The organism is Arthrobacter crusticola (genome assembly GCF_004357995.1).
In the GTDB taxonomy this organism is placed as follows: Bacteria; Actinomycetota; Actinomycetes; order Actinomycetales; family Micrococcaceae; genus Arthrobacter_D; species Arthrobacter_D crusticola.
The window spans coordinates 165,647-189,802 of the sequence record NZ_SMTK01000001.1 but is presented as its reverse complement, the minus strand read 5'-3'; the positions used below and the strand labels follow the sequence as shown (position 1 = coordinate 189,802).

Sequence of the window (24,156 nt, the reverse complement as noted above, 5' to 3'; positions counted from 1 at the left end):
GGGAGGTGGCCAGGGCGGGGGTGCTCCCCAAGCCTGCCACCAGTCCGAGTGCGAGGGCTGCTGTCGCTGAACGGCGCATAACTGTTTTTGAGACCATCTGACTTTCCTGATTGCTTGGACGGGCCCGCCGCTGCCGTGCCGGAACCGGTGGCGCCGTCCGTCCCTGAACGAATCCTACTGCCCGCCGGTCCCCCGCCCGGGCCGCCGTGCCGCGTGTCGGCGAAGGAGCTATTAGGGTTGAACCATGCCTTCTCTTACCCGGTTCCTGCGCAGTGCGGTGCCGCTTGCGGCGGTGCTCGCAGGAACGGCCGCCTGTGCGCCCGTCGTTGATGTCGATCCTGCCGCCGACGCCCAAAACCCTGCGTGCGCGGAGGTGATGGTCGCGCTTCCGCCGGAGGTGGCCGAGCACTCGCAGCGGGAAACCAATAGCCAGGCAACCTCCGCTTGGGGCGACCCGTCAAAGGTGGTCCTCCGCTGCGGCGTCGAAGTTCCCGGACCCACCACCGATGCGTGCGTCTCGGTCAACGACATCGACTGGGTGCTCAGTGAGGGCGACACCGCATGGACAGCGACCACATACGGGCGAGAACCTGCCGTCGAGGTGCTTTTCGATCCCGAGCAGGTCGCCTCAAGCACCGTCCTGGTACAACTCGGAGACCCCGTGTCGAAGATTGACCAGACGCGGAAGTGCATCAGCATTTCCGACCAACTCGACCTGCCGGCTGACGGCTGAGGATGACGGGGTGGCAATGAAGGCCGAACAGCTCACCGAGCCCTGCACTTACCACGGTGAAGGGCCCTACTGGGACGCCCGAAGCCGGTCGCTGTTATTCGTCGACATGTTGGAAGGAGACGTGCTCGTGCGGAGCGCCGACGGCTCCCTAACGCGCCATTCGGTCGACGCGAAGGTGGCGGCGGCGATCCGTGGGCGGCGGTCCGGCGGATATGTCCTCGGCGTGGAGAAGGGGTTTGCCTTCGCCGACCGGGATTTCACCGAGATCACTCCGGGCCCGGTCGCGTTTGATGACCCGGCACTTCGAATGAACGAAGGCGGCTGCGACCCCCGCGGGCGCTTCCTCTGCGGCTCAATGGCCTGGGAGGGCGATTTCGGGGCCGGAACCTTGTTCAGCCTTGATACAAATCACTCGGTTTCGACGGTGCTGCGCGGGGTCACCACCTCAAACGGACTGCACTGGAATTTAGCGGGCGACACCGCCTTCTATTCTGATACCCCAACCCAGCGCATCGACGCGCTGGATTATGACCTTGAATTGGGCCGGATCACTGGCCGGCGCACCTTCGCCGAAGTTGACCCGGAGCTGGGCTCCCCCGATGGCATGGCCATCGACGAGGACGGCGGACTGTGGGTTGCCCTCTACGGCGGTTCGGCCGTGGCGCACTACGACTCCCGTGGCGTGCTCCGTGGAACCGTCGAAGTCGCCGCCTCCCAGGTGACGGCGTGTGCCTTCGGCGGAGACGATCTCCGCACCCTCTACATCACCACGTCGCGCCAGAACGTTGAGACCGGCGCGGAGCCGGCGGCGGGTGCGCTGTTCGCGGTGGAACCCGGCGTGAAGGGCGCGCCGCTGCCTCTCTTCACTGGCTAGTTTTCCAGCTCGTTTCTTGGCTGGTTTTCCTGCCTGTTTTTCTGCTGGTTCTCCGGCCGAAGAATGTCGGTGGGAGATGGCATTGTTGGGTCATGGACAGGGCAGGAACCCCCGATGCCGGGGTCGATCCCACGCAGCGGCAAGGGGCCCTGTGGCTTGAGGCGGCCGCCGGGATCCTCGGTGCCGGGTTCCTCGCCGGGGGGCCGGCGGAAACGGCCTCCCTTGAGGAGGCGCTCGGCGGGCTGGAGGCGATGGCGCGGCTGAAGAACTGGGCCGATGCCCAGACCGTGAGGTTCACCGAGCGGGTGCGTGTCCTTACCGCAGAACGCCTCGAGCAGCGCGGCATGCATCCCGGTTCCCTGGCCGACACCCTGACCGCCTCCGAGGTCGCCTGCGCCCTGCGGATCCCCGAACGCACCGCCGGGACCCTGGTCCAGCACGCCTACCTGCTCACCGGGCACCTCCCGGCCACCCTCACCGCCCTGGACACCGGGACCATCTCCTGGCGGCACGCGGCCACCATTGTCGAGGAGTGCGCCGGGATCCCGGACTTCGCCCTGCCCTACTTCGAACAAAAGCTGATACCCCTCGCCCAGGACACCACCGCCGCCAGACTGGCCCACCGGGCCCGCCGGCTGCGCACGGAAATGCACCCGGAGCCCCTCAGCAAGCGGACCGAGTCGGCGCAGAAGAACCGCCGGGTGGACTACCGCCCCGACGACGACGGCATGGCCTGGCTGAACGTGTACCTGCCGGCGGAGCAGGCCGTGGCCATCGACGGGCGCCTGACCCGGCTCTCACGGGCCCTGCAGTGCCCCGGGGAAGCCCGGACCCTGACCCAGCTGCGCACCGACGTGCTCACCGACCTGCTCACCCACACCTGCCCCGCACACACCGCCCCCGGCGGCCCGGGCATCGCCCCCGCCGGTGCGGGTGCCGCCGGTGCGACCCCTGGCGGTGCGGGCGCGGCCGGTGCGGGGAGGGGTCCGGGCCGGCCGGTCGAGCCCCACGGCTGGAACGGGATCCAGGCCCAGGTCCACGTCACCGTCCCGGTGCTGACCCTGCTCGATGTCGATGACGCCCCCGGCGAACTCGAAGGCTACGGGCCCATCGCCCCGGACCTGGCCCGCCGGCTGGCCGCCCACGCCCCCTCCTTCACCCGGCTGCTGACCCACCCCGAAACCGGGGCCGTGCTCAGCGTCGGCCGGGACACCTACACGGTGCCGGCGGATCTGAAGAAATGGCTGCGGGTGCGGGACCGCACCTGCCGCCACCCCGGCTGCAACCGCTCCGCGGCCGCCGCCGAACTCGACCACACCCTCCCCTGGTCCCGGGCCGGGACCACCGCCCACAACAACCTCGCCCACCTGTGCCGCAGGCACCACATGCTCAAAAGCCAGGGCCTGTGGCACTACGAACAACCCCAACCCGGCAACATCACCGCCACCTCCCCGGCCGGCCGCACATACCAGACCCTGCCCGAACCCGCCCCCGGCTAATGAAGACCCAGTCGATAGGGATGGCCAGTTCGGACCCGACGGGTGAATCTGGCCTCGTCGGTCGCAGCGGTTGAGGTCAGCCGAGTAGAACTCACGCGGATGAGGTCGGATGAGTCGAACTCACGGATGAGGGTGGCTAGTAGGACCAGGTGGCCTCACCTTGCCGGCCGGACCCAGTACTCCTAACGATCCAGCGGTGTCGTGCAACCGATGCCTGAGGGATTCTCAAGGCAATCATCAGCTACAGAGTGTGCTTCGGTGCGCCAGATGCTCATGAGATGCGGAGCCGATGGGACTTCCGCCTGTCCAGCTATGGGCTGGAACGGACCACCGTCGACCGAGTAGTCACCAGCGAAGAACGTAGTGAGTGTGACGTTGTAGTCGCCCGTGTCGAGGTATTGGTGGCTTGTTGGGGTCTCAGTGTTGAAGGCGTCGCCTTCTGCTGAGCTGCCGGGAACGGTTGTGGTGGCGCTGGTTCCATCGCCATAATCCCATCGGTACGAGACGGGCCAGGCACGCAGGCGGACCTCGGCGTTGCGGAAGGCGAACGTGAATTCCTGTTCCTGTGCCTCGGCGTACACATTCGAATGCGCGTTTTTGAGCCCGAAGTTGCGTGGCTGGGAAAAGACCACGGAGGGAGCTATTGGCTGACTTTGGAATTCAGCAATCGTGATGACGACGGGTTCAGCGGCGGGCTCACCGGCCGTCGGTGGTTCGGGTGCTTCGCCGGGATAGATACACGCGTTGCGGCCGGTCCTCGTCTCGCGGGGTGGGTCGGTACGGCGATCGACCTGAATCCATTCGACGAAGACTCCATCCGGCTTGGCATCACATTGAGCGTTGAGCAGGACGCATCGGGCGGGATCGAGAGATTCACCGGTCCGACTGGTGCAGACGCGCTCATAGTAGTAATCGATGCCATCGTCGACAGGGAGTGCGGCGGATTGTTCCGCGGAGGTTCCGGATGATCCTCTGCGTGGCATAGTCCCGTCGGCTTCGCTCCGGGAGATGTTCCTCGCTCCAACTTCATTCTCATCGAAAGTTACCCCCGACCCATCCGCAGAAGCGCTTGCGGGATGGGCGAGTAGGAACCCGAGTGCAGCGAACCCCACCCCTGCCAACACCTTGAAGGCAGTCATGTTCCCTCCGGAGGACCGAAATCGAGCATCACCCACCGGCCGTCTTCCCAAAGAGCGATAACGACGTCTATCGATTCCTGCCGGGCCTTAGTTTGACCTTCCATTGTGCCGTCCTGAGAAATGGTCATGGCTGCGGCTTGGTCCACCTCGACAAAGGAGCTGATCGATCCCTCAATGTTCGGAACGAAGTCAGTAGTAAAACTGCGCACCTCAGCCTCGCCTCCAACAATCCATCCACCAGACTTGTAGTGGTCATTCACGGCGGTGAGGACGTTCCGGCACGTCCCGCAGGCGGGGTCCGTCACTTGGTCGAAAGCTTTCCAATCGTTGGTCGCATACCCGTAGTTGAACAGCTCGAACCAGTACCTCGTGAAGGCCTCAAGACCCTCCTTGCTGTTCTCATCCGCGAGCGCCGGCTTCGTCGGCACAGGAATATTGGCAGCCGGGCCATTCGAGGACGCAGGCGTAGGCTCCGGTGCAGCAGTGGATGCACCATCCGAGGGACCAACCGACGCCGTCGGCGGTGCCGAAACAGCAGCCGAAGGTGGAGGAGAAGAGGTGGCAGGAGAAGTGGTCCGCTCCTCGTTCGGGTCGCTCTGACAGCCACTCAGCAACACTGTTCCAGCGACAAGCACCAGGAGCACACGGAACCGGAAGCGGTAGGCGGTTGAAGTCCGCTTCATGTAAGCCCCCGAAGTGGTGCGGGCAATGGCCGATAACGCATAATCAGCCTAATCCGTGGATGCCAGGGTGGTCCCGATATCCACAGATCATTCGACTAAGTGGAGCTGGGAGAGCCGAAATCGAGCATCACCCAGCGGTTGTTCTTGTGCACTGCAATGATGACGCTGCGCGTGGGCGGAAGCGCATCTGAAACGGCCGCCTCCCGACCGGACTGATCAAGGTACTTCAGCTCGGCCTGCTCGAGTTCAACGTTTGACGAGATATGTCCCCGAGCACCCGGGTTACCCGTTGTGGATATCGAATTGACGGTGATCCTGCCACCGGTGATCCATCCGCCACTTTCGTAGTGCTTACGCACCTCACCGATCACATTGGTGCAGGTATCGCACCCCCTGTCGGTAACCGCCTGCAGGGGCGTCCAGTCATTTGATTCGTATCCATAGCTCAACAGCTCAAACCAGTACCGGGTAAAGGCCTCCAGCCCTTCCTGCGTCTCGGCGTCGGCCCCTAGGGGCTTCTCAGGCGGCTGGAGGTCCGCAGGGGGACCAGGCGATGGGGCAGTGCCGGACGTCGAGGACACCGACGGACGGGCCGCTTCACCACTGGCAGGCGGCGAATTGCCGGCTTCCGAGCCCTGACAGCCTGCCAGGAGCAGGGCGGCAACGACGACGGTCCCCATGCGCTGCATCCGCATGCCCTGCAATGATCGCAGTGGGCGCACCGCAACCTCCAGCTCTGACTCGGATGTACCTGTGGCGGCCGCCGTTTGGCCGTACAGGGGCAAGCACTTTCAGAGTAGTGGGCACCACGCCACCGGGGCAGTGCGGACAGCGGTCTGCGGAGAGATTAGGTAGCCCGGTTAGGGGTTTCCGGGAAGGTACAAGCCACCGGAGGCGGACCGCTGGTCCGCCTCCGCCGACACAAGCCACTTACAGGATCGGCTGACCGCCGGTCACCGCGATACGAGCACCTGAGACGTAGGACGCCTCATCGGAGGCCAGCATCACGTAGACCGGAGCCAGTTCCACCGGCTGCCCGGCCCGTTGCATCGGCACCTGCTGGCCGAAGCTTTCCACCTCGTCCTCCGGCATGGTGGCGGGGATCAACGGCGTCCAGATCGGTCCGGGCGCCACACTGTTTGCCCGGATCCCACGCTCGGCCAGCAGCTGCGCCAACGACGCCGTCATATTGGCGATCCCTGCCTTCGTCACTGAGTACGGAACGAGGGTCGGCACCGGGTTGTCGGAATTTATCGAACTTGAACCGATGATGGATGCTCCCGGCTTCATGTGAGGCAGCGCCGCCTTCGTCAGGTGGAAGAAGGCGCTGAGGTTGATGGCGATGGTCCGATCCCACTCCTCGTCAGGGATCTCCTCTAGAGACTCGTGGCTCATCTGGAAAGCCGCGTTATTGACGAGCACGTCCACCCGGCCGAACTCCTTCACAGCCCTGGCGATGACGGCCCTGCAGTAGGCAGGATCGGCGAGGTCGCCCGGGAAGAGCACTGCTTTCCGGCCCGCTTCCTCCACCCACCGGGCGGTGTCCCTTGCGTCTTCCTCCTCCTCTTCGAGGTAGCTGATGAGCACGTCCGCACCCTCGCGGGCATAGGCGATGGCCACGGCCCTCCCAATGCCGCTGTCCCCGCCGGTGATGACGGCAGCCTTCCCTTCGAGCCTTCCCGACCCCCGGTAGCTCTCCTCACCGTGGTCCGGCCTGGGATCCATCGCGGCGGTGGTGCCGGGAGGCGTCTGCTGCTGGGCTGGCTGGCTCATTGGTGCTCCTCGCTGATCGGTGGCGTTTCCAAGATCGGTCGCAGAACAACCCTAGGCACTACCACCGGATATTTGGAAGCACACTTAGTATTTACAAGTGACCCAATCGACAGGAGGAGGCAGCCGCGTGGCGTCGACAGTGGAGTACATCCTTCCCCTGAAGTGGACCCAGGAGGGGCCGATCACTGAATTGGCCGACTACCTGGCAATGCTTCCGGACTGGGTCGAAATCACTGTTGTCGACGGTTCCCCGGCGAACTGCTTTGAACGACATATGCGGGCCCTTCCGCCACGGCTCCGCGTGCTCCGCCCTGATGCCTTCGAAACCGGCAACGGGAAGGTGGTCGGCGTGCTCACCGGCGTGAGGGCCGCACGCCATGAGCGGCTGGTTCTGGCCGACGACGACGTCCGCTACAGCGCCGAGCAGCTTCGCGAAGTGGTGAACCGGCTCGACGGCGCCGACCTCGTGCGTCCACAGAACTACTTCCGCGAGCTCCCCTGGCACGCCCGCTGGGATACGGCACGCTCCCTCATCAACAGGGCCTTCGGCTCGGATTACCCCGGAACGCTAGCGGTCCGCCGGAGCATCCTTGAGACGACCTGCGGTTACAGCAGCGAAGCGCTGTTCGAGAACCTCGAGCTGATCCGCACGGTCCACGCCGCAGGCGGTCGGGAAGCAAGGGCCGACGACGTGTTCGTTGCACGCATCCCGCCAACGGCACGGCATTTCCTGGGCCAGCGGATCCGTCAGGCGTATGACAGCTTTGCCCAACCGGGCCGCCTCGCCGCCGAACTGGCCATCCTGCCGCTCGTGGGGTACGCCGCGGGACGCCCCCGCCGCCTTGTGGCGGGCATCGGTGCCCTGGTTGTGCTGACGGAGGTGGGGCGCAGGCGGCAGGGCGGACGGCAGGTCTTCCCTCCAACCTCCGCCCTGTGGGCACCGCTGTGGGCGCTCGAGCGGGGGGTCTGCATTTGGCTGGCCGTCCTGAGCAGGTTAAGGGGCGGCGTGCCCTACGCCGGAGGCCGGATGAAGCTCGCCGCACACTCGGAGGCATGGCTGACCCGCCGTCATGCGCAAGCACACTCCCGACGGCGACAAGGAGCCGAAGCTCAGTAGACTGAGTAACGATCGAGCAGTCACGAGGGACACCACGAAAGGAACTGACATGTCAGACACCTTGGGAAGCTCCACCCCTGAACCGGCCGGCAACTTTGAACGCGACCCCTCCGACTGGGTCACCGGCGACGAACCGATGACCGATGCGCAGCGAAGCTACCTCGATACCCTCGCCCGGGAGGCCGGCGAGGAGATTCCGGCGGACATCACCAAGGCGGAGGCGTCCGAGCATATCGACCGCCTGCAGCAGAAGAGCAAGCGCCTCTCCGACTCATAGCTCTCCGGCGCAGAGACAGCCGGGCAGACCGCAGCCTGGGGGTTCGCCTACGAGCGGACCGTGGCCCCGGCCTGATCCCGTGCTGCGGCGAAGTTGAACTCCGTGCAGATGTCCTGGCCGAAGACGAATCTCCGCACCGGTGCGGTGCGTGCCTCGGCGAGCGCATCCGACCCCTCGAACCGCACGCCGGGCACGCCGTCACCGACGAGCAGGGGCGCCGTCGTCAGGTAGAGACGATCCAATGCGCCCGCCGCGAGGAAGGCGGACACGGTGCGACCTCCGCCTTCGACGAGCACCCTGTCCAGCCCCTGTCCGCGCAGCAGCTTGAGGAGTTCGACCGGCTCAAACTGCTGGGGCTGCAGGCGAAGGATCCGGACATGGGCGGCCACTTCGTCCGGCACCTGCGCGTCGGGTCCAACGAGCCACAGGGTGGGAGCGGCGCCGTCGGTCAGGATTCGGGATCCGGCCCCGACGCGCGCCGTGGGGTCGAGCACCACCCGGGTCGGGTTTGTTCCCGGAACGTCCCTTACGGTCAGTTGGGAGTCGTCGGCGGCTACGGCGCCGGCACCGATGACGACGGCGTCGACCAGAGCCCGGAGACGGTGCAGGTGGGTGCGGTCTTCGCGGGCATCGGCGACAGTGCCGTCGCCGCTGCGCGAGGCAATGAAGCCGTCCAGGCTCTGCCTGAGCTGGGCGAGGACGACCGGACCATCAGCTGCAGCGAGATACCCGTAGCGGTGGACCAGGTCCTCAGGCTCCCCGGTGAGCGGGGCAGCCGGCACCCTGCCGGATACGAGCTCGCCCCACGTGTCGCTGGCCGGAGCGGGATCGTGGCGCATCCGCAACCGCTTCGTGGCGAGATAGGCCGCGTTCTCAGCACGGTCGGGCACTGCGAGGTTCAGGCGCTCGGCGACGGAGATTCCAAGGTCCTCCAGCGCCTCCTGCTTAGCGGGGTTCCCGGAGAGCAACCGGATCCGGTCCACGCCGAGGTCCTGGAGAATTTCGGCCGCCTGGTGGTAGCTGCGCGAGTCGACCGGCAGGCCGAGCGATGTGTTGGCGTCAACCGTGTCGACGCCCTGGTCCTGAAGGGCGTAGGCCTTGAGCTTTGCGAGCAGCCCGATCCCCCGGCCTTCATGGCCCCGGACGTAGACGACCACTCCCCTGCCTTCGTCACTGATCGCTGCGAGTGCCGCATCAAGCTGCTCGCCGCAGTCGCAGCGGAAGGAACCAAACGCGTCCCCGGTCAGGCATTCGGAGTGGACCCGGACCAGCGGCGCTGCACCGGCAGGCAACGGCTCCCCGGTCGCAGTCGTCACATCGTCGATCCCCCGCACCAACGCCACGTGCTCGGTGTTTTCGGCGTCTCGATATCCGACCATACGAAAGAGACCGTGCCGTGTGGGTAGCACCGTCTCGGTGACCCGCTCAACCGTTGAAGGAATCAGAAGCGGATCGAACGAAAAAGCCATGAATCAACCTTAGTCGGGGGCAGGGGGCACACTGAACGGAGCCGACGGGATATTCCGCCGGCTCCTCATAGGAAGAACGTCCACAGGGTGCGCTTTATTGCCTGCCGGCAGGATCGCCCGCTGCTGCCCCCGTTCCCGGCCCTGCGTGATCCTCGGGTCCGGCTGCGACCATTGCGGCCGAACGCGCCAGGACCTCCCTGCAGGCCAGCAGCGCCGGACGGTTGGTGCTGGCTCGTCGTGCCGAGGTGAAAACCGACCTCCGTGGATTGTCGGGAAGGTCATAGAGCTTCACGGTCGTTTGCCTTCCGGTCCAGACGAGGTCCGGCATCAGCGCCACCGCATTGCCTGACTCGATCAGGCGGATCTGCGCCTGCAGGTCCGCCGTCTCGTACCGGACGTCGGGCTCGAAACCCGCGCGGCGGCAGGCCTGCTCGGCCCAGTGGCGGGAAGCCGCGCCCCGGGGCTCCATCACCCAAGCCGCATCGGCGGCCCCGGCGACAGTACTGATCCGCAGGTGGTTGAGCGGATCGGGCGGCACGGCGAGCCGGATCGCGTCCGTCGTGAGGGCGATCTGGTCAAGCTCCGGATGCCGGGGCGCGGCATGGCCGGGGTACTGCTCGGCAATCACGAGGTCGAAGTCACGGGCGAAGGTTTCATAGAGCGCCGTCTCCGGTTCGCGCTGCACCATCTCGATCCGAACCTCCGGATACTCCTTCGTCATGATGGTCAGCGCATCGGGCATCAGCGCCAGCGCGGCGGACTGGAACACGGCAACGCGCACCGTCCCGGTGACCGTGGTGAGGGAAGCCGCGAGGTCGGCCTCGGCGCGCTCGAGGATCTCGAGAAGTTCGGCCGTGTGCACCACGAGGACCTCCGCCTGGGGTGTCAGCGTCACCCCGCGCCCGGATTTGCGAAGCAGTTCGACCCCTACCTCCTTCTCAAGCAGGGCCAACTGCTGGGATACGGAGGACGGACTGTAGCGGAGAGCCGAGGCCACCTCGCTCAGGGTCCCGCGGATCTTCAACTCGCGGAGCAGGCGCAGCCGTCGAACGTCGAGCATTGTGCCACCGATACTTTAGGGAATCTGAACAATATTATTCGCAAAACCTAGCTTTTGCTAAATGAAAATCGGCACCATAATGGATCAGTTCCCAAAGTGGCGGACACCACTGTGTTTTTCGTGCGACACCCGCGTGGCCGACCCTCCCTTCTCTCCAGGATGGACCGTTATGACAAACGCATCGGATCGAAGCCTGCCTCCAACGGGCGGCTCTTCAACCTCCATTCTTCGGCGGAAGCCGATCGACGATGTCGAGGATGAGAAGGGCGGAACCAAGCTTTTCAAGAGCCTGGGACTGTGGCAGCTGACGGCCATCGGCGTCGGCGGAATTATCGGCGTCGGCATCTTCACCCTGGCCGGCCTTGTGGCGAACGGCGGTGAGGACGGACAGCCCGTGGGGCCCGCCGTGCTGATCTCCTTCCTCGTCGCCGGCCTGGCCAGCGCGGCGGCAGCCCTGTCCTACGCAGAGTTCGCGGGGATGATCCCGCGAGCCGGGTCCGCCTACACCTACGGCTATGTCGCCCTGGGCGAGATCATTGGCTGGTTCATCGGCTGGGACCTGCTCCTTGAGTACATCGCCATCGTGGCCGTCGTCGCCATCGGCATCTCCGGGTACTTCACCGAATTCATGTCCGGCATCGGAATCCAGGTCCCGGTCTGGATGCAGGGAACACCGGACACCATAGAGGGCGGGCTCATCAACCTGCCCGCCATCGTCGTGTGCCTGCTCATCACCTTCATCCTCAGCCGCGGCACCAAGACCTTCGGCCGCTTCGAACTGATCGCCGTCGGGCTGAAGATCCTGCTGATCATCGGCATCGTCGGGCTCGGCTTCTTCTACGTCAACGTCGACAACTACACGCCGTTCCTACCCTCCGGCTTCGGCGCCATCTTCGCTGGTGCGGCCACCGTATTCTTCGCGGTGTTCGGCTACGACGCCATGAGCACCGCCGCAGAAGAGGCGACCGACGGCAAGAAGCACATGCCAAAGGCGATCCTGCTCTCCCTGGCCATCGCCATGTTCCTCTACGTCCTGGCCACCCTCGTGCTCACCGGAATGCAGAACTACACCGAGATCAGCCCCACCGCAGGCTTCGCCTCCGCCTTCCAGTCGGTCGGCCTGCCCGTGATCGCCACCATCATCTCGGCGTTCGCCGTGATCTCGATCCTCACGGTCATGCTGACCTTCCTCCTCGGAGTCACCCGGGTCTGGTTCTCCATGAGCCGCGACGGCCTGCTTCCCGCCTGGTTCTCCGGCACCGACCGCCACGGCACCCCGCAGCGCGTCACCTGGATCGCCGGCATTGCGGCCGCCCTGCTCGCCGGGGTGTTCCCGATCCGCGCCGTCGCCGACCTCACCAACATCGGCATCCTCGCAGCGTTCGTCGTCGTCTGTGTCGCCGTCATCGTCCTGCGCCGCAAGGCACCTGATGCTCCCCGCACCTTCCGCCTCCCCTGGATGCCGGTTGTTCCGGCCTTCGGCGTGCTGGCGTCCGGTTTCCTGATGCTCCAGCTCGAATTCGAAACCTGGATGCGGTTCGGTATCTGGCTGATCATCGGCCTGATCATCTACTGGTTCTACGGCCGCAAGCACTCCCTGATGAATCCGAACAGCCCGCGTCACACCCAAGATGTCCGGAACGCCTGACCAGGCGCCACCGGCTCCCGCTCCGCCCACCAGGGCGGCGCCAGTAACAGTTGAATGGATACAGAAATCATGACTAGCTCACTGTCCGACCGCGGAGACATCATCTCCGACGGCGGAACGGGCGCCGCCGGCGCCACCGGTCCGGACGCCGCAGGCTCCGGTCCAATTCCTGAGCACCTCGCGGCCGAGGCTACGGCGCTGGTGCGCCGCTGGCTCACCGAAGCGGCCAAAGTACCGGTCGACGCCTCCGCCGAGCAGTTGGCCGGCGTCCTCAAGGACCCGCACGGCCTCGAGTTCACCGTGGGATTCGTCGACGGCGTGATCCGCCCCGAGGATCTGTCGGTCGCCGCGCGCAACCTTGCGGCCATCGCCCCCAAGGTGCCGGCCTTCCTCCCCTGGTACATGCGCTCCGCCGTGCGCCTGGGCGCCACCGTGGCCCCGGTCCTGCCGCAGGTCGTCATTCCGGTGGCGCGGCGGGTGTTGCGTGAAATGGTCGGTCACCTGATTATCGACGCCTCGGACCAGAAGCTGGGCAAGTCGATCAGCAAGATCCGCAAGGACGACACCCGGCTGAACGTCAACCTCCTGGGTGAGGCCGTCCTCGGCGAGCACGAAGCCGAGCGCCGCCTTGAGGGCACCATGAAGCTCCTCGCCCGCCCGGATGTCGACTACGTCTCCATCAAGGTCTCCTCGACCGTCTCCCCCCACTCCCCCTGGGCGTTCGAGGAAGCCGTGCAGCACGTCACCGAGAAGCTGACGCCGCTGTACACGCTCGCCGCGTCCACCTCCCCTGCCAAGTTCATCAACCTGGACATGGAGGAGTACAAGGACCTGGACCTGACGATCGCAGTCTTTACAGCGATCCTTGACCGCCCCGAATTCAAGCACCTCGAGGCCGGCATCGTGCTGCAGGCCTACCTGCCGGACTCCCTCGCAGCGATGATCCGCCTGCAGGAATGGGCGGCCAAGCGCCGCGCCGAAGGCGGTGCCGCGATCAAGGTCCGCGTCGTCAAGGGCGCCAACCTGCCCATGGAACAGGTCGAGGCATCCCTTCACGACTGGCCGCTGGCCACCTGGGGCTCCAAGCAGGAATCCGACACCCACTACAAGCGGGTGCTCAACTACGCCCTGCACCCCGACCGCATCGGCAACGTGCGCATCGGCGTCGCCGGCCACAACCTGTTCGACCTCGCCTTCGCCTGGCTCCTCGCCGGTGAGCGCGGCGTGCGCGAGGGCATCGAGTTCGAGATGCTCCTCGGCATGGCCCAGGGCCAGGCCGAGGCGGTCAAGAAGGACGTCGGCTCCCTGCTGCTCTACACCCCGGTGGTGCACCCCCGGGAGTTCGACGTCGCCATCGCCTACCTGATCCGCCGCCTCGAAGAGGGCGCCAGCCAGGAAAACTTCATGTCGGCGGTGTTCGAGCTTTCCTCCAACGAGGCCCTGTTCGCCCGTGAGGAGGACCGGTTCCTCCGCTCGCTCGAGGCCCTCGACGACACGGTGCCCGGCCCGAACCGCACGCAGGACCGCAACCAGCCCGAGCCTCCCGCGCCGACCACCGGCTTCACCAATACCCCTGACACCGATCCGTCTCTGCCGGCCAACCGCCGCTGGGGCCGCGCGGTGCTCAAGCGGGTTGAGAGTTCCGGCCTGGGCGAAGCGACGGTCGCCGCGACCACCCTGAGGGATCCCGAGGCCCTCGAGCGCGTCATTTCCGAGGCCATCGCCGAGGCAGACGCCTGGGGTGCCCTGAGCGGCGCCGAGCGTGCGGAGATCCTGCACCGCGCCGGCGACGCCCTGGCGGCCCGCCGGGCCGACCTGATGGAGGTCATGGCGGCCGAGACCGGCAAGACCCTCGACCAGTCCGACCCCGAGATCTCCGAGGCGATCGACTTCGCGCACTACTACGCCGAGCTTGCCCGCGGGCTCGACGACGTCGACGGCGCCGTCTACACCCCGGCAAAGCTCACCGTCGTCACTCCCCCGTGGAACTTCCCGGTGGCCATTCCGGCCGGCTCGACCCTGGCAGCCCTCGCTGCCGGTTCCTCGGTGATCATCAAGCCCGCAGGGCAGGCCCCGCGCAGCGGCTCGGTGATGGTGGAGGCGCTGTGGGAGGCCGGCGTTCCGCGCGGCGTCCTGCAGCTGGTCCACCTCGATGAGCGTTCCCTGGGCACCAAGCTGATCTCCGACGCACGCGTCGACCGGGTCATCCTGACCGGTGGATACGAGACGGCCCAGCTGTTCCGTTCCTTCCGCCAGGACCTGCCCCTGCTGGCGGAGACCTCGGGCAAGAACTCGATCATCGTCACCCCGAGCGCGGACTTCGACCTCGCGGCCAAGGACGTGGCGTACTCGGCCTTCGGCCATGCGGGCCAGAAGTGCTCTGCGGCGTCCCTGGTGATCCTTGTGGGCAGCGTGCGGCACTCCCAGCGCTTCCGCAACCAGCTCGTCGATGCGGTCACCTCCCTGAAGGTCGGCTACCCCTCGGATCCGGCCACGCAGATGGGTCCGGTCATCGAGCCCGCCTCCGGCAAGCTGCTCGACGGCCTGACGAAGCTCGGCGAGGACGAGAACTGGCTGATCCAGCCCCGCAAGCTCGACGACACGGGCAGGCTGTGGAGCCCCGGCGTCCGCGCCGGCGTCAAGCGCGGCTCCGAGTACCACCTCACCGAGTACTTCGGCCCGATCCTCGGCGTCATGACCGCAGAGACGATCGAAGAGGCAATCGAGATCGCCAACCAGGTCGACTACGGCCTGACCGCCGGGCTGCACTCGCTCAACCCGGAGGAGATCGGCACCTGGATCGACTCCATCCAGGCCGGCAACCTGTACGTAAACCGCAGCACCACCGGAGCGATCGTCCAGCGTCAGCCGTTCGGCGGGTGGAAGAAGTCCGCCGTCGGTGCGGGCACCAAGGCCGGCGGACCGAACTACCTGGTCGGGCTGGGCAACTGGAGCACGCGCGAGTCAACGGCGTCCGCCGAGCCGGTTCCGGCTGCACAGCCGCTGCTGGCCGCCGTGGCACCCGATGCCGGATCCGAGCTGCGCGAGGGCGACTTCGCGATGCTCCAGCGCGCGGCGGCCTCCGACGCAGCGGCTTGGGCGGACGAGTTCGGTGCGGCCAAGGACGTTTCGGCGCTCACGGCGGAGCGGAACGTGTTCCGCTACCTCCCGGTCCCCGTGACCGTCCGCCTCGCCGAAGGTGAGCCGGTCGTCAAGCTGATCCGCGTCCTGGCCGCCGCGGCGGCCGCCGGTTCAACCGTGCGCGTGTCCTCGGCCGTGGAGCTGACCAGCGCGCTCTCGACGGCGGTCCGCACCTTCGCGGCGTCGGTCACCACCGAAACCGACGAGGAGTGGCTGGTGTCCGTTGCCCGCCACGAAGCCGGGCGCATCCGCCTCATCGGCGGCGACCCCGCTGCCCTGGCCAAGGCAACCGGCGGCCGCCCCGACCTGGCCGTGTACTCCCAGCCCGTCACCGAGGCCGGCCGGGTCGAAATGCTGCCCTTCCTGCACGAGCAGGCCGTCAGCATCACCGCCCACCGGTTCGGCACCAAGAACGAGCTCTCGGTGGGCCTGATCTAGCCGGGACAGGCCCAAACCAGAAGCGCCCCTCCCCGATCCAGGGAGGGGCGCTTCTGCGTTCAGGACCGAATATGAACTCTGCGGGCGGCCGCAGCCAGCCGCAGCCGGCTACGGCGGGCCCGTCAGCGCAGGCCGGTCCTGCGCTCGAGTGCCAGTTCGATCAATTCGTCGATGAGGTCGGTGTAGGTGAGACCCGACTTGGCCCACATCTGCGGGTACATGCTGATCGGGGTGAATCCGGGCATGGTGTTGATCTCATTGATGATCAGCTCGCCTGCCAGGGTGTAGAAGAAGTCGACCCGGGACAGCCCTTCGGCGCCCACGGCGTCGAAGGCCTGCGCGGCCAGGTCACGGACCGAGTCGGTGACGTGCGGCGGAAGGTCCGCGGGGCAGCTCAGCTGCGCCGCGTTCCCGTCAACGTACTTGGCCTCGAAGTCATACCAGTCACGGCCACCCGGCTGCACCGCGATCTCCCCGGGCAGCGACGTCCGTGGCTCCTGGGTTCCCCGACCCTGCAGGACGGCGACCTCGATTTCGCGTCCGTCGATGCCCGCCTCGACGATGACCTTGGGGTCGAAGACCCGTGCGGCCTCGATGGCCTGCCGCAGGCCAGCCGGGGTGTCGACCCGGCTGATCCCCATTGAGGATCCCGCGCGCGCCGGCTTCACGAACACCGGGAAGTCGAGGTCCGCGGCGCGCCGCAGGCACTCCTCGCTGTCCTTCTCCCACTGCCGGTTGGTGAACACGGCGTAGGGGCCCACGTTCAGTCCGGCCGAGGCGAACACGACCTTCATGTAGTGCTTGTCCATGCCGACGGCCGAAGCCAGGACGCCCGCGCCGACGTAGCGGATGTCCGCCATCTCCAGCATTCCCTGGATCGTCCCGTCCTCACCGAACGGCCCGTGCAGCAGGGGCAGGACGACGTCGACACCGCCGAGGCTGCGTGGCATCGAATCCGGTGCGGTCACCATCAGTTCCTGGCCGCGGGCAGCGCCGGGGAAGGCCGCCGAGGAGATGGCAACGGACTCGGAGGATGCCGTCACCTCGGGGAGGGTGCCGGAACTCAGCGACCACTGGGAGGGATCTTCGGACACCAGCGCCCACTGCCCGTTCTTGGCGATGCCCACCGGAACGACGTCGTACTTCGACCGGTCGATCGCATTGAGTACTCCGGCGGCGGTGACGCAGCTGACCGAGTGCTCGCTGGAGCGCCCCCCAAACAGGACAAGGACGCGGGGCCTGCGCCCCGGAGTGGATTCACTTGTCACGAAGTATGTTCGCCTTCCGGTTTGAGGTCGCGGGCCAGAAGGCGCGGTCCCAGATCGTTAACTGAAATACTCCCTTGGAGCACTGCCACAACATTATCGGTGATCGGCATGTCGACGCCGAGCTGGGTGGCGAGGTCGAGCACGGCCTGGGCCGACTTGATGCCCTCGGCGGTCTGGTTCATGCGCACCGTGACCTGCTCCAGGGTGAGGCCCTGGCCAAGCAGGTGTCCGGCGGTGTGGTTGCGGGACAGCGCGGAGGAGCAGGTGGCGATGAGGTCGCCCATTCCGGCGAGTCCGGCGAGGGTCTCCGCCCGCGCGCCCAGCGCCACGGCCAACCGGGTCGTTTCGGCAAGGCCGCGGGTGATGACCGAGGCCTTGGTGTTGTCCCCCATCCTCCGTCCCTCGCAGATGCCCACGGCGAGGGCGATGACGTTCTTGACGATGCCCCCGATCTCCACGCCCACGACGTCCGTCGTGGTGTAGGGCCGGAAGTAGGAGGCGGTGCAGGCTGCGGCGATCCAGGCGGCGACGTCGTGGTCCGAGCAGGCCACGACCGAGGCCGTGGGCTCCTGGCGGGCGATTTCCATTGCCAAGTTCGGTCCGGACACCACGGCGACGCGGTCGGCGGGAAGGCTGAGCTCGGCGGCGATGACTTCGCTCATGCGCGCATCGGTGCCGACCTCGAGGCCCTTCATGAGCGAGACCACGACGGCGCCATCGGGAATCAGGGCCTTCCAGCCGGCCAGCTGGGGGCGCAGGGTCTGCGCCGGAACAGCCAGGACGACGAGCTGGGCATCCGCTAGGACGGCGCTGACATCGCTTGACGCGGTGATGTTCCCGGGCAGGACGACGTCACCGAGGTACCTGCTGTTGCGGTGGGAGCCGTTGATCTCGAGGGTGACCTCTTCACGTCGGGCCCAGAGCCGCACCGCCACCTCCTTCGAGGAGTCGGCGAGGACCTTCGCGAAGGTGGTTCCCCAGCTCCCCGCTCCAAGGACGGCGACACGGGTGGGCACCGGGCGTCCCATCCGGGACGTTCCAGCACTCACGCGTTGTCCTCCTCCGCCGCGTCGAAGTCGCGGCCTGTCCGTTTCTGGCGTTTTGCGGCCGGATCCCAGCGCTCCGCCGGCGGCTGCTCGCCGCGCAGCTCGGCCAGCAGGGCCGTGACGGCGTCAAGGATGCGGTCTGTCGCCTCGTTCAGGGTGTCCCGGGTGACCGGACGGTCGCGGAAGTCGCTGAGGTCCACGGGATCCCCGACAATGACCCGTGAGGTCTTCCGAGGGAAGAGATAGAGGCGCCGGGCGTACCGGGGAAACACCTCATGCGCTCCCCAGTGCGCCATGGGCACCACGGGCGCGCCGGTCTGCAGGGCCAGGCGGGCGGCACCGGTCCGGCCCTTCATCGGCCACATCCCCGGATCGCGGGTGAGGGTGCCTTCGGGATACACGATCACTCCGCCGCCGTCGGCGATGGCCTGCTGGGCCGCCTCGAGGGACCGGTTCGCTCCCGCGGTGGTGCGCTCGACCGGGATCTGCCCGGTGGCGCGCAGCGCACCTCCCAGCACGGGCACTTTGAACAGGGACGCCTTGGCCAGGAAGTGGGGCATCACCTTGTTGTTGTAGAGGAAGTGCCCCACGACCACCGGGTCGATCTCGGTGACGTGGTTCGGGCACAGGATAAAACCGGAATCCCGCGGCAGTTTCTGCGCGTCAGTCCACTGCTTGCTCATCAGCAGATTCATGACCGGGCGCAGGATTCCGGCGAGCACGCCAAAAGCGGCCCGTGACGTGCCTGTCTCACCCATGGCTGGTGCGCCCCGGGCCTAGAGGAGTCCCGCGGCGAAGACCGGGGCTTCCTCCGTGATGTCGAAATCGGCGCCAAGGCCCTCGAGCTTGTCCTGGAAGCGCTCGTACCCGCGATTGATGAGCTCGATGCCCGTCACCCGGGAGGTGCCTTCGGCCGCGAGGGCCGCGATGAGGTGGCTGAAGCCGCCCCGCAGGTCGGGGATGTCGATGTCGGCCCCGCGCAGCTGCGTCGGACCCGAGATGACGGCGGAGTGGAGGAAGTTCCGCTGGCCGAAGCGGCACGGCACACTGCCGAGGCACTCGCGGTGGACCTGGATGTTCGCACCCATGCGGATCAGAGCCTCCGTGAAGCCGAACCGGTTCTCGTAGACGGTCTCGTGGACGATGGAGACGCCCGAGGCCTGGGTGAGCGCGACCACGAGGGGCTGCTGCCAATCGGTCATGAACCCGGGGTGCACGTCCGTCTCAAGGACCAAAGGCTTGAGCGGGCCGCCGGGGTGGTAGAAGCGAATCCCGTCGTCGTCGACGTCAAAGGCGCCGCCGACCTTCCGGTAGGTGTTGAGGAAGGCGGTGAGGTCGAGCTGGCGGGCACCTTCGACGTAGATGTCCCCCTGGGTGACCAGTGCCGCAGAGGCCCACGAGGCGGTCTCATTGCGGTCGGAGATGGCCTTATGGTTGTAGCCGGTCAGTTCCCGGACGCCTTCGATGCGGATGACGCGGTCGGTCTGGACCGTGATGATGGCGCCCATCTTCTGCAGCACCGCGATGAGATCCATGATTTCGGGCTCGACTGCGGCACCGGACAGTTCGGTGATGCCTTCGGCGCGGATGGCGGTCAGCAGTACCTGCTCGGTGGCTCCGACGCTGGGGTAGGGAAGAGACAGCTTGGCGCCGTGGAGGCCCTTGGGTGCGGAGATGGAGATGCCGCCCGGGCGCTTGTCAACGACGGCGCCGAAGTTGCGCAGCACCTGGAGGTGGTAATCAATGGGCCGGTCGCCGATCTTGCACCCGCCGAGGTCGGGGATGAACGCCTCGCCGATGCTGTGCATCAGGGGGCCGCAGAAGAGGATGGGGATGCGCGAGTCGCCGGCGTGCGCGTCGATGTCCTTCGACTGCGCCATCTTCGCGGCGCTGGGATCCATGGTGAGGTCACCGGTCACCGGGTCCTTCGTGACCTCCACGCCGTGGAGGCGCAGCAGGCTGGTCACCACCTCAACATCCTTGATTTCGGGGACGTTGCGCAGCACTGACGGGGTGTTTCCCAGCAGGGACGCCACCATGGCCTTCGGCACGAGGTTTTTCGCTCCGCGAACGGAGACCTTTCCGTTCAGAGGAACCCCACCGCGGATGGTCAGAACGTTACCCATGAATACCTAATTTCCTCATACAAATATGCCCCCGCAGAACGTGATTGCCCGTGTACAGCATAGGAGCTTGTCGAACCGAACTGAAATGCAAGGCTAGTTCATTCTTGCCTTGCCCAACGGTTGGAACCGCGGATCGACAGGGAAGATTCCTTAACGCAATCAGGATCACACCCGTTCCGCAGGCGGTCCGGAACGGGTGCACTGAGCATTTTTCCTCCCTGGAAGAGGAGGCGGCGCGCCGGGCCGGAGCTAGGTGCGCACCGGAAGGGTAGTGGGCCGGAAGCTCGGCCGGGTGGCCTCAAATGCGGTGATATCGGGCTCATGGCGAAGGGTCAGCCCGATGTCGTCAAGCCCTTCAAGCAGCCGCCAGCGCGTGTAGTCGTCGATCTGGAACGGCGCGCTCACCGGACCGCACACGGCCGTTCGGGCCTGGAGGTCAACGGTCACCGTGGCACCGGGCTCGTTCTCGAGCACCTTCCAGATCAGTTCAATGTCGTCCTGGGCGACCTGGGCGGCAACGAGTCCCTGCTTGCCCGAGTTGCCCCGGAAGATGTCGGCGAAGCGGGAGGAGAGCACGGCCCGGAAGCCGAAATCCTTGAGCGCCCACACGGCGTGCTCCCGGGATGAACCCGTGCCGAAGTCGGGGCCCGCGACGAGCACCGAACCTCGCGTGTACGGCTCCCGGTTGAGGATGAAGTTCTCATCCTTGCGCCAAGCCGCGAAGAGCGCATCCTCGAAGCCGGTCCGGGTGATCCGCTTGAGGTAGACGGCGGGGATGATCTGGTCGGTGTCCACATTGCTCTGGCGCAGCGGAACACCGATGCCGGTGTGCGTGGTGATTTTTTCCATGGCGGCGCTCCTAGGCGGCTGGGGTGGCGGACGGGGTGGTCGCGAAGGCGCCAGGGGCGCCCAGTCCGCTGCCCGACGGCGGGACTGGGCCGAGGTCGGACGGCGAGCTGAGGGTCCCGCGCACCGCCGTCGCGGCGGCGACGACGGGTGAGACGAGGTGTGTGCGTCCGCCCTTGCCCTGCCGTCCCTCGAAGTTCCGGTTCGAGGTGGAGGCGCACCGCTCCCCCGGCGCCAGCTGGTCCGGGTTCATGCCCAGGCACATCGAGCAGCCCGCGAACCGCCATTCGGCCCCGAAGTCCTTGAATACCCGGTCCAGGCCCTCCGCCTCGGCCTCAAGGCGGACCCGGGCGGAACCTGGAACGACCATCATGCGGACGTCCGGGTCCTTAACGCGTCCGCGGATGATGTCGGCGGCGATGCGGAGGTCCTCGATCCGGCTGTTGGTGCACGAGCCGAGGAACACCGTATCGACCCGGATCTCCTTCATCGGGGTACCGGCCTCGAGCGCCATGTACTCAAGGGCACGTTCACAGGCGGCGCGGTCGTTTTCGTCGGCGAAGTCCGCGGGCGCGGGCACGGCCTGGGACAGCGAGACTCCCTGGCCGGGGTTCGTGCCCCAGGTGACGAACGGTTCGAGGTCGTCGGCGTCGAGGTACACCTCGGCGTCGAACACCGCGTCGTCGTCGGTGACCAGCCCGCGCCAGTTCTCGACGGCGGCGTCCCAGTCGGCACCTTCGGGGGCGTGCGGACGCCCCTTGAGGTATGCAAACGTGGTCTCGTCGGGGGCGACCATGCCGGCACGGGCCCCGGCCTCGATCGACATATTGCAGATGGTCATGCGTGCTTCCATGGAGAGCGCACGGATCGCCGAGCCGCGGTATTCGAGGACGTAGCCCTGCCCGCCGCCGGTGCCGATCTTCGCGATCACGGCCAGGATGATGTCCTTCGCCGTGACTCCGGGCTTAAGGGTGCCCTCGACTGTGATGGCCATCGTCTTGAAGGGCCGCAGCGACAGCGTCTGCGTGGCCATGACGTGCTCCACCTCGGAGGTGCCGATGCCCATGGCCAGGGCCCCGAAGGCGCCATGGGTGGAGGTGTGGGAATCTCCGCAGACGACCGTCAGGCCCGGCTGGGTGAGGCCGAGCTGCGGGCCGACGACGTGAACGATGCCCTGCTCGGCGTCGCCCAGGGAGTGAAGGCGGACCCCGAATTCGCGGCAGTTCGCCCTTAGGGTTTCGATCTGTGTCCGGCTGGTGGGGTCGGCGATCGGCTTATCGATATCCAGGGTCGGGGTGTTGTGGTCCTCGGTGGCGATGGTGAGGTCGGGCCGGCGGAGCCGCCGTCCGGCCAGCCGCAGGCCCTCGAAGGCCTGAGGCGAGGTCACCTCGTGAATGAGGTGGAGGTCGATGTACAGGAGGTCGGGCTGCGCCTCGGCGCCGACGACCTCGCCCTTGCGGACGACGTGCGAGTCCCAGACCTTCTCTGCCAGTGTTTTGCCCATGGTGTTCCCTCCACCGCTCGTCCGCATTGGCGCGAACCTGCTGTTCGCCTGCCCTGCGGAGCCTTCGATCCCAACTGTTCCAGTGACGCCGCCCGACACGCCAGCGGATCGACTTGCGTCTCAGATACTGAGACGGCAATATCAGTCTATGGACAATTCTAGTGGTGTGGGAGTCATTGATAAAGCGGCAACCGTCCTGGACGCCCTTGAGGCCGGTCCGACGACGCTGGCGCAGCTTGTGGCTTCAACGGGACTCGCCCGGCCCACGGTGCACCGGCTTGCCCTCGCCCTCGTGCACCACCGGCTGGTCAGCCGAGACATCCAGGGGCGGTTCGTCCTCGGCAGCCGCCTGGTGGAGCTGGCCAGCGCGGCCGGTGAAGACCGCCTCATCGCCGCGGCGGGCCCGGTCCTGCAGCAGCTCCGCGATGCCACCGGCGAGAGTGCCCAGTTGTTCCGGAGGCAGGGCGAATGGCGTGTCTGCGTCGCCTCCGCCGAGCGCCCGGCCGGACTCCGCGACACCATTCCGGTTGGAACCCAGCTTTCGATGAGGGCCGGCTCGGCCGCCCAGTGCCTGCTCGCCTGGGAGGACCACGACCGGCTCCTCAAAGGGCTGCAGAATGCGCGCTTCACCCCGACGGTGCTCGCGGGCGTGCGCCGGCGCGGCTGGGCTCAGAGCCTTGGTGAACGCGAGCCGGGCGTCGCTTCGGTCTCCGCACCCGTGCGGGGTCCGTCGGGCCGCGTGGTGGCCGCTGTCTCAATCTCGGGGCCGATGGAACGGCTGACCCGCCAGCCTGGACGGATCCACGCCGAGGTCGTTACCGAAGCGGCGCAGCAACTCACCCTCGCCGTCAGCAAAGCGGCCAACGAGTGACGGCCGGCTCCGCCGGGGCGGCCGTGCCCTGGGCCGTTTTCCTTCGGGGCGTCAACGTACAGGGCACCACCATCCGGATGGCGGACCTGCTCAAGGCGCTTGAAGGGCTTCCGCTTTCCCATCCGCGCACCCTGCTGGCCTCCGGAAATCTCGTCTGCTCCTCGGCCCTCGGGGCGCAGGAACTCAAGGACGCGATCGAACAGCGCCTGCGCTTGGCTTTCGGCTACGACGCCTGGGTCGTGGTTCTGCCGGCGGGACGGCTCACCGAGATCATTGAGGCCTGCCCCTTCCCCGCCGACGACCCCGCGGTGCACGCCTACGTCACCCTGAGCTCGGATCCCGCGGCAGTGGAGGAGCTCGCCGCCGCGGCCCGGGCCGCCGGCGAGGCGCTCACGGTGCTAGGACCCGACGCCGTCGCCTGGCAGGCCGCGCGGGGAGGAACCCTCGACTCGGAACTGGGGAAGATCACGGCCCGGGGCCGCTTCAAGGCGGTGACGACCACCCGCAACCTGCGGACGCTGGTGAAGGTCTCAGCCGCGATGGCGAGCTGACCCCCGTCCTGATCCCTGCGTCGCCGCACCCACCGCGCCTGCGTCCCCCTGAAGCGCTGCGGCCGCAGCCCGCGCTGGCCGTCATCGCCGCAT

Annotated in this window: 21 protein-coding genes; 9 read left to right on the top strand and 12 right to left on the bottom strand. The window is 66.9% G+C overall.

All coding sequences use genetic code 11. The features are described from left to right. The first annotated feature begins 244 nt into the window (after positions 1-244). From E2F48_RS00870 to E2F48_RS00860, 3 genes are all read left to right on the top strand, one after another. Positions 245-733 (top strand): DUF3515 domain-containing protein, encoded by a 489-nt coding sequence (locus tag E2F48_RS00870; protein ID WP_133402151.1) that lies wholly within the window; start codon positions 245-247, stop codon positions 731-733. A gap of 16 nt (positions 734-749) precedes the next feature. Further along, positions 750-1,607, top strand: a complete 858-nt coding sequence (locus E2F48_RS00865; protein WP_133402662.1) for an SMP-30/gluconolactonase/LRE family protein — start codon at positions 750-752, stop codon at positions 1,605-1,607. A gap of 92 nt (positions 1,608-1,699) precedes the next feature. Continuing rightward, positions 1,700-3,106 (top strand): HNH endonuclease, encoded by a 1,407-nt coding sequence (locus E2F48_RS00860; RefSeq protein WP_133402150.1) that lies wholly within the window; start codon positions 1,700-1,702, stop codon positions 3,104-3,106. A 182-nt stretch (positions 3,107-3,288) separates the two neighbouring features. On the opposite strand, the gene E2F48_RS00855 is transcribed toward E2F48_RS00860, so the two are convergent. From E2F48_RS00855 to E2F48_RS00840, 4 genes are all read right to left on the bottom strand, one after another. Continuing rightward, positions 3,289-4,245, bottom strand: coding sequence for a PKD domain-containing protein (locus tag E2F48_RS00855; protein WP_133402149.1), 957 nt, complete (start codon positions 4,243-4,245; stop codon positions 3,289-3,291). Further along, positions 4,242-4,928, bottom strand: a complete 687-nt coding sequence (locus E2F48_RS17695; RefSeq protein WP_221411593.1) for a DUF6318 family protein — start codon at positions 4,926-4,928, stop codon at positions 4,242-4,244. The genes E2F48_RS00855 and E2F48_RS17695 overlap by 4 nt, the downstream gene beginning before the upstream one ends. 95 nt (positions 4,929-5,023) lie before the next feature. Further along, positions 5,024-5,623 (bottom strand): DUF6318 family protein, encoded by a 600-nt coding sequence (locus E2F48_RS00845; protein WP_133402147.1) that lies wholly within the window; start codon positions 5,621-5,623, stop codon positions 5,024-5,026. A 235-nt stretch (positions 5,624-5,858) separates the two neighbouring features. Further along, on the bottom strand, positions 5,859-6,701 hold the full coding sequence (locus tag E2F48_RS00840) for an SDR family oxidoreductase (protein ID WP_133402146.1): 843 nt from the start codon (positions 6,699-6,701) through the stop codon (positions 5,859-5,861). A 97-nt stretch (positions 6,702-6,798) separates the two neighbouring features. Between E2F48_RS00840 and E2F48_RS00835 the strand changes: the two genes are divergently transcribed. Together E2F48_RS00835 and E2F48_RS00830 are read left to right on the top strand one after the other, a co-directional pair. Next, the gene (locus E2F48_RS00835; protein ID WP_246018454.1) at positions 6,799-7,818 is read left to right on the top strand and encodes a glycosyltransferase family 2 protein; all 1,020 of its coding nucleotides are present in this window, start codon (positions 6,799-6,801) and stop codon (positions 7,816-7,818) included. A 49-nt stretch (positions 7,819-7,867) separates the two neighbouring features. Beyond that, entirely contained in the window at positions 7,868-8,095 is a 228-nt protein-coding gene (locus E2F48_RS00830) for a DUF3072 domain-containing protein (protein WP_120165300.1), read from the top strand. 47 nt (positions 8,096-8,142) lie between these two features. On the opposite strand, the gene ribA is transcribed toward E2F48_RS00830, so the two are convergent. Continuing rightward, entirely contained in the window at positions 8,143-9,564 is a 1,422-nt protein-coding gene (gene ribA, locus E2F48_RS00825; protein WP_133402145.1) for a GTP cyclohydrolase II, read from the bottom strand. A 94-nt stretch (positions 9,565-9,658) separates the two neighbouring features. Beyond that, the gene (locus tag E2F48_RS00820) at positions 9,659-10,624 is read right to left on the bottom strand and encodes a LysR substrate-binding domain-containing protein (protein WP_133402144.1); all 966 of its coding nucleotides are present in this window, start codon (positions 10,622-10,624) and stop codon (positions 9,659-9,661) included. 169 nt (positions 10,625-10,793) lie between these two features. Here E2F48_RS00820 and E2F48_RS00815 point away from each other — a divergent pair, with 169 nt between their 5' ends. After that, entirely contained in the window at positions 10,794-12,272 is a 1,479-nt protein-coding gene (locus E2F48_RS00815; protein WP_133402143.1) for an amino acid permease, read from the top strand. A 69-nt stretch (positions 12,273-12,341) separates the two neighbouring features. Next, entirely contained in the window at positions 12,342-15,851 is a 3,510-nt protein-coding gene (locus E2F48_RS00810) for a bifunctional proline dehydrogenase/L-glutamate gamma-semialdehyde dehydrogenase (RefSeq protein WP_133402142.1), read from the top strand. Positions 15,852-15,973: 122 nt separating this feature from the next. Here E2F48_RS00810 and E2F48_RS00805 read toward each other — a convergent pair whose 3' ends face one another. From E2F48_RS00805 to leuC, 6 genes are all read right to left on the bottom strand, one after another. After that, on the bottom strand, positions 15,974-17,119 hold the full coding sequence (locus tag E2F48_RS00805; protein ID WP_133402141.1) for a D-alanine--D-alanine ligase family protein: 1,146 nt from the start codon (positions 17,117-17,119) through the stop codon (positions 15,974-15,976). Next, positions 17,116-18,147, bottom strand: a complete 1,032-nt coding sequence (locus E2F48_RS00800; protein ID WP_133402660.1) for an NAD(P)H-dependent glycerol-3-phosphate dehydrogenase — start codon at positions 18,145-18,147, stop codon at positions 17,116-17,118. The genes E2F48_RS00805 and E2F48_RS00800 overlap by 4 nt, the downstream gene beginning before the upstream one ends. A 17-nt stretch (positions 18,148-18,164) precedes the next feature. Continuing rightward, on the bottom strand, positions 18,165-18,923 hold the full coding sequence (locus E2F48_RS00795; RefSeq protein ID WP_133402140.1) for a lysophospholipid acyltransferase family protein: 759 nt from the start codon (positions 18,921-18,923) through the stop codon (positions 18,165-18,167). A gap of 18 nt (positions 18,924-18,941) precedes the next feature. Next, positions 18,942-20,291, bottom strand: a complete 1,350-nt coding sequence (murA, locus tag E2F48_RS00790; RefSeq protein ID WP_133402139.1) for a UDP-N-acetylglucosamine 1-carboxyvinyltransferase — start codon at positions 20,289-20,291, stop codon at positions 18,942-18,944. A 249-nt stretch (positions 20,292-20,540) separates the two neighbouring features. Beyond that, positions 20,541-21,140 (bottom strand): 3-isopropylmalate dehydratase small subunit, encoded by a 600-nt coding sequence (leuD, locus tag E2F48_RS00785; RefSeq protein WP_133402138.1) that lies wholly within the window; start codon positions 21,138-21,140, stop codon positions 20,541-20,543. A 10-nt stretch (positions 21,141-21,150) separates the two neighbouring features. Beyond that, complete coding sequence (gene leuC / locus E2F48_RS00780; RefSeq protein WP_133402137.1) at positions 21,151-22,641, bottom strand: 3-isopropylmalate dehydratase large subunit; 1,491 nt, start codon at positions 22,639-22,641, stop codon at positions 21,151-21,153. A 148-nt stretch (positions 22,642-22,789) separates the two neighbouring features. Between leuC and E2F48_RS00775 the strand changes: the two genes are divergently transcribed. Both E2F48_RS00775 and E2F48_RS00770 read left to right on the top strand, forming a co-directional pair. Continuing rightward, positions 22,790-23,512, top strand: coding sequence for an IclR family transcriptional regulator (locus tag E2F48_RS00775; protein WP_120165289.1), 723 nt, complete (start codon positions 22,790-22,792; stop codon positions 23,510-23,512). After that, a complete protein-coding gene (locus tag E2F48_RS00770; RefSeq protein WP_281274780.1) occupies positions 23,509-24,063 on the top strand; it encodes a DUF1697 domain-containing protein in 555 nt (184 codons plus the stop codon). Before E2F48_RS00775 ends, E2F48_RS00770 begins: the two co-directional genes overlap by 4 nt. Positions 24,064-24,156: the final 93 nt, after the last annotated feature.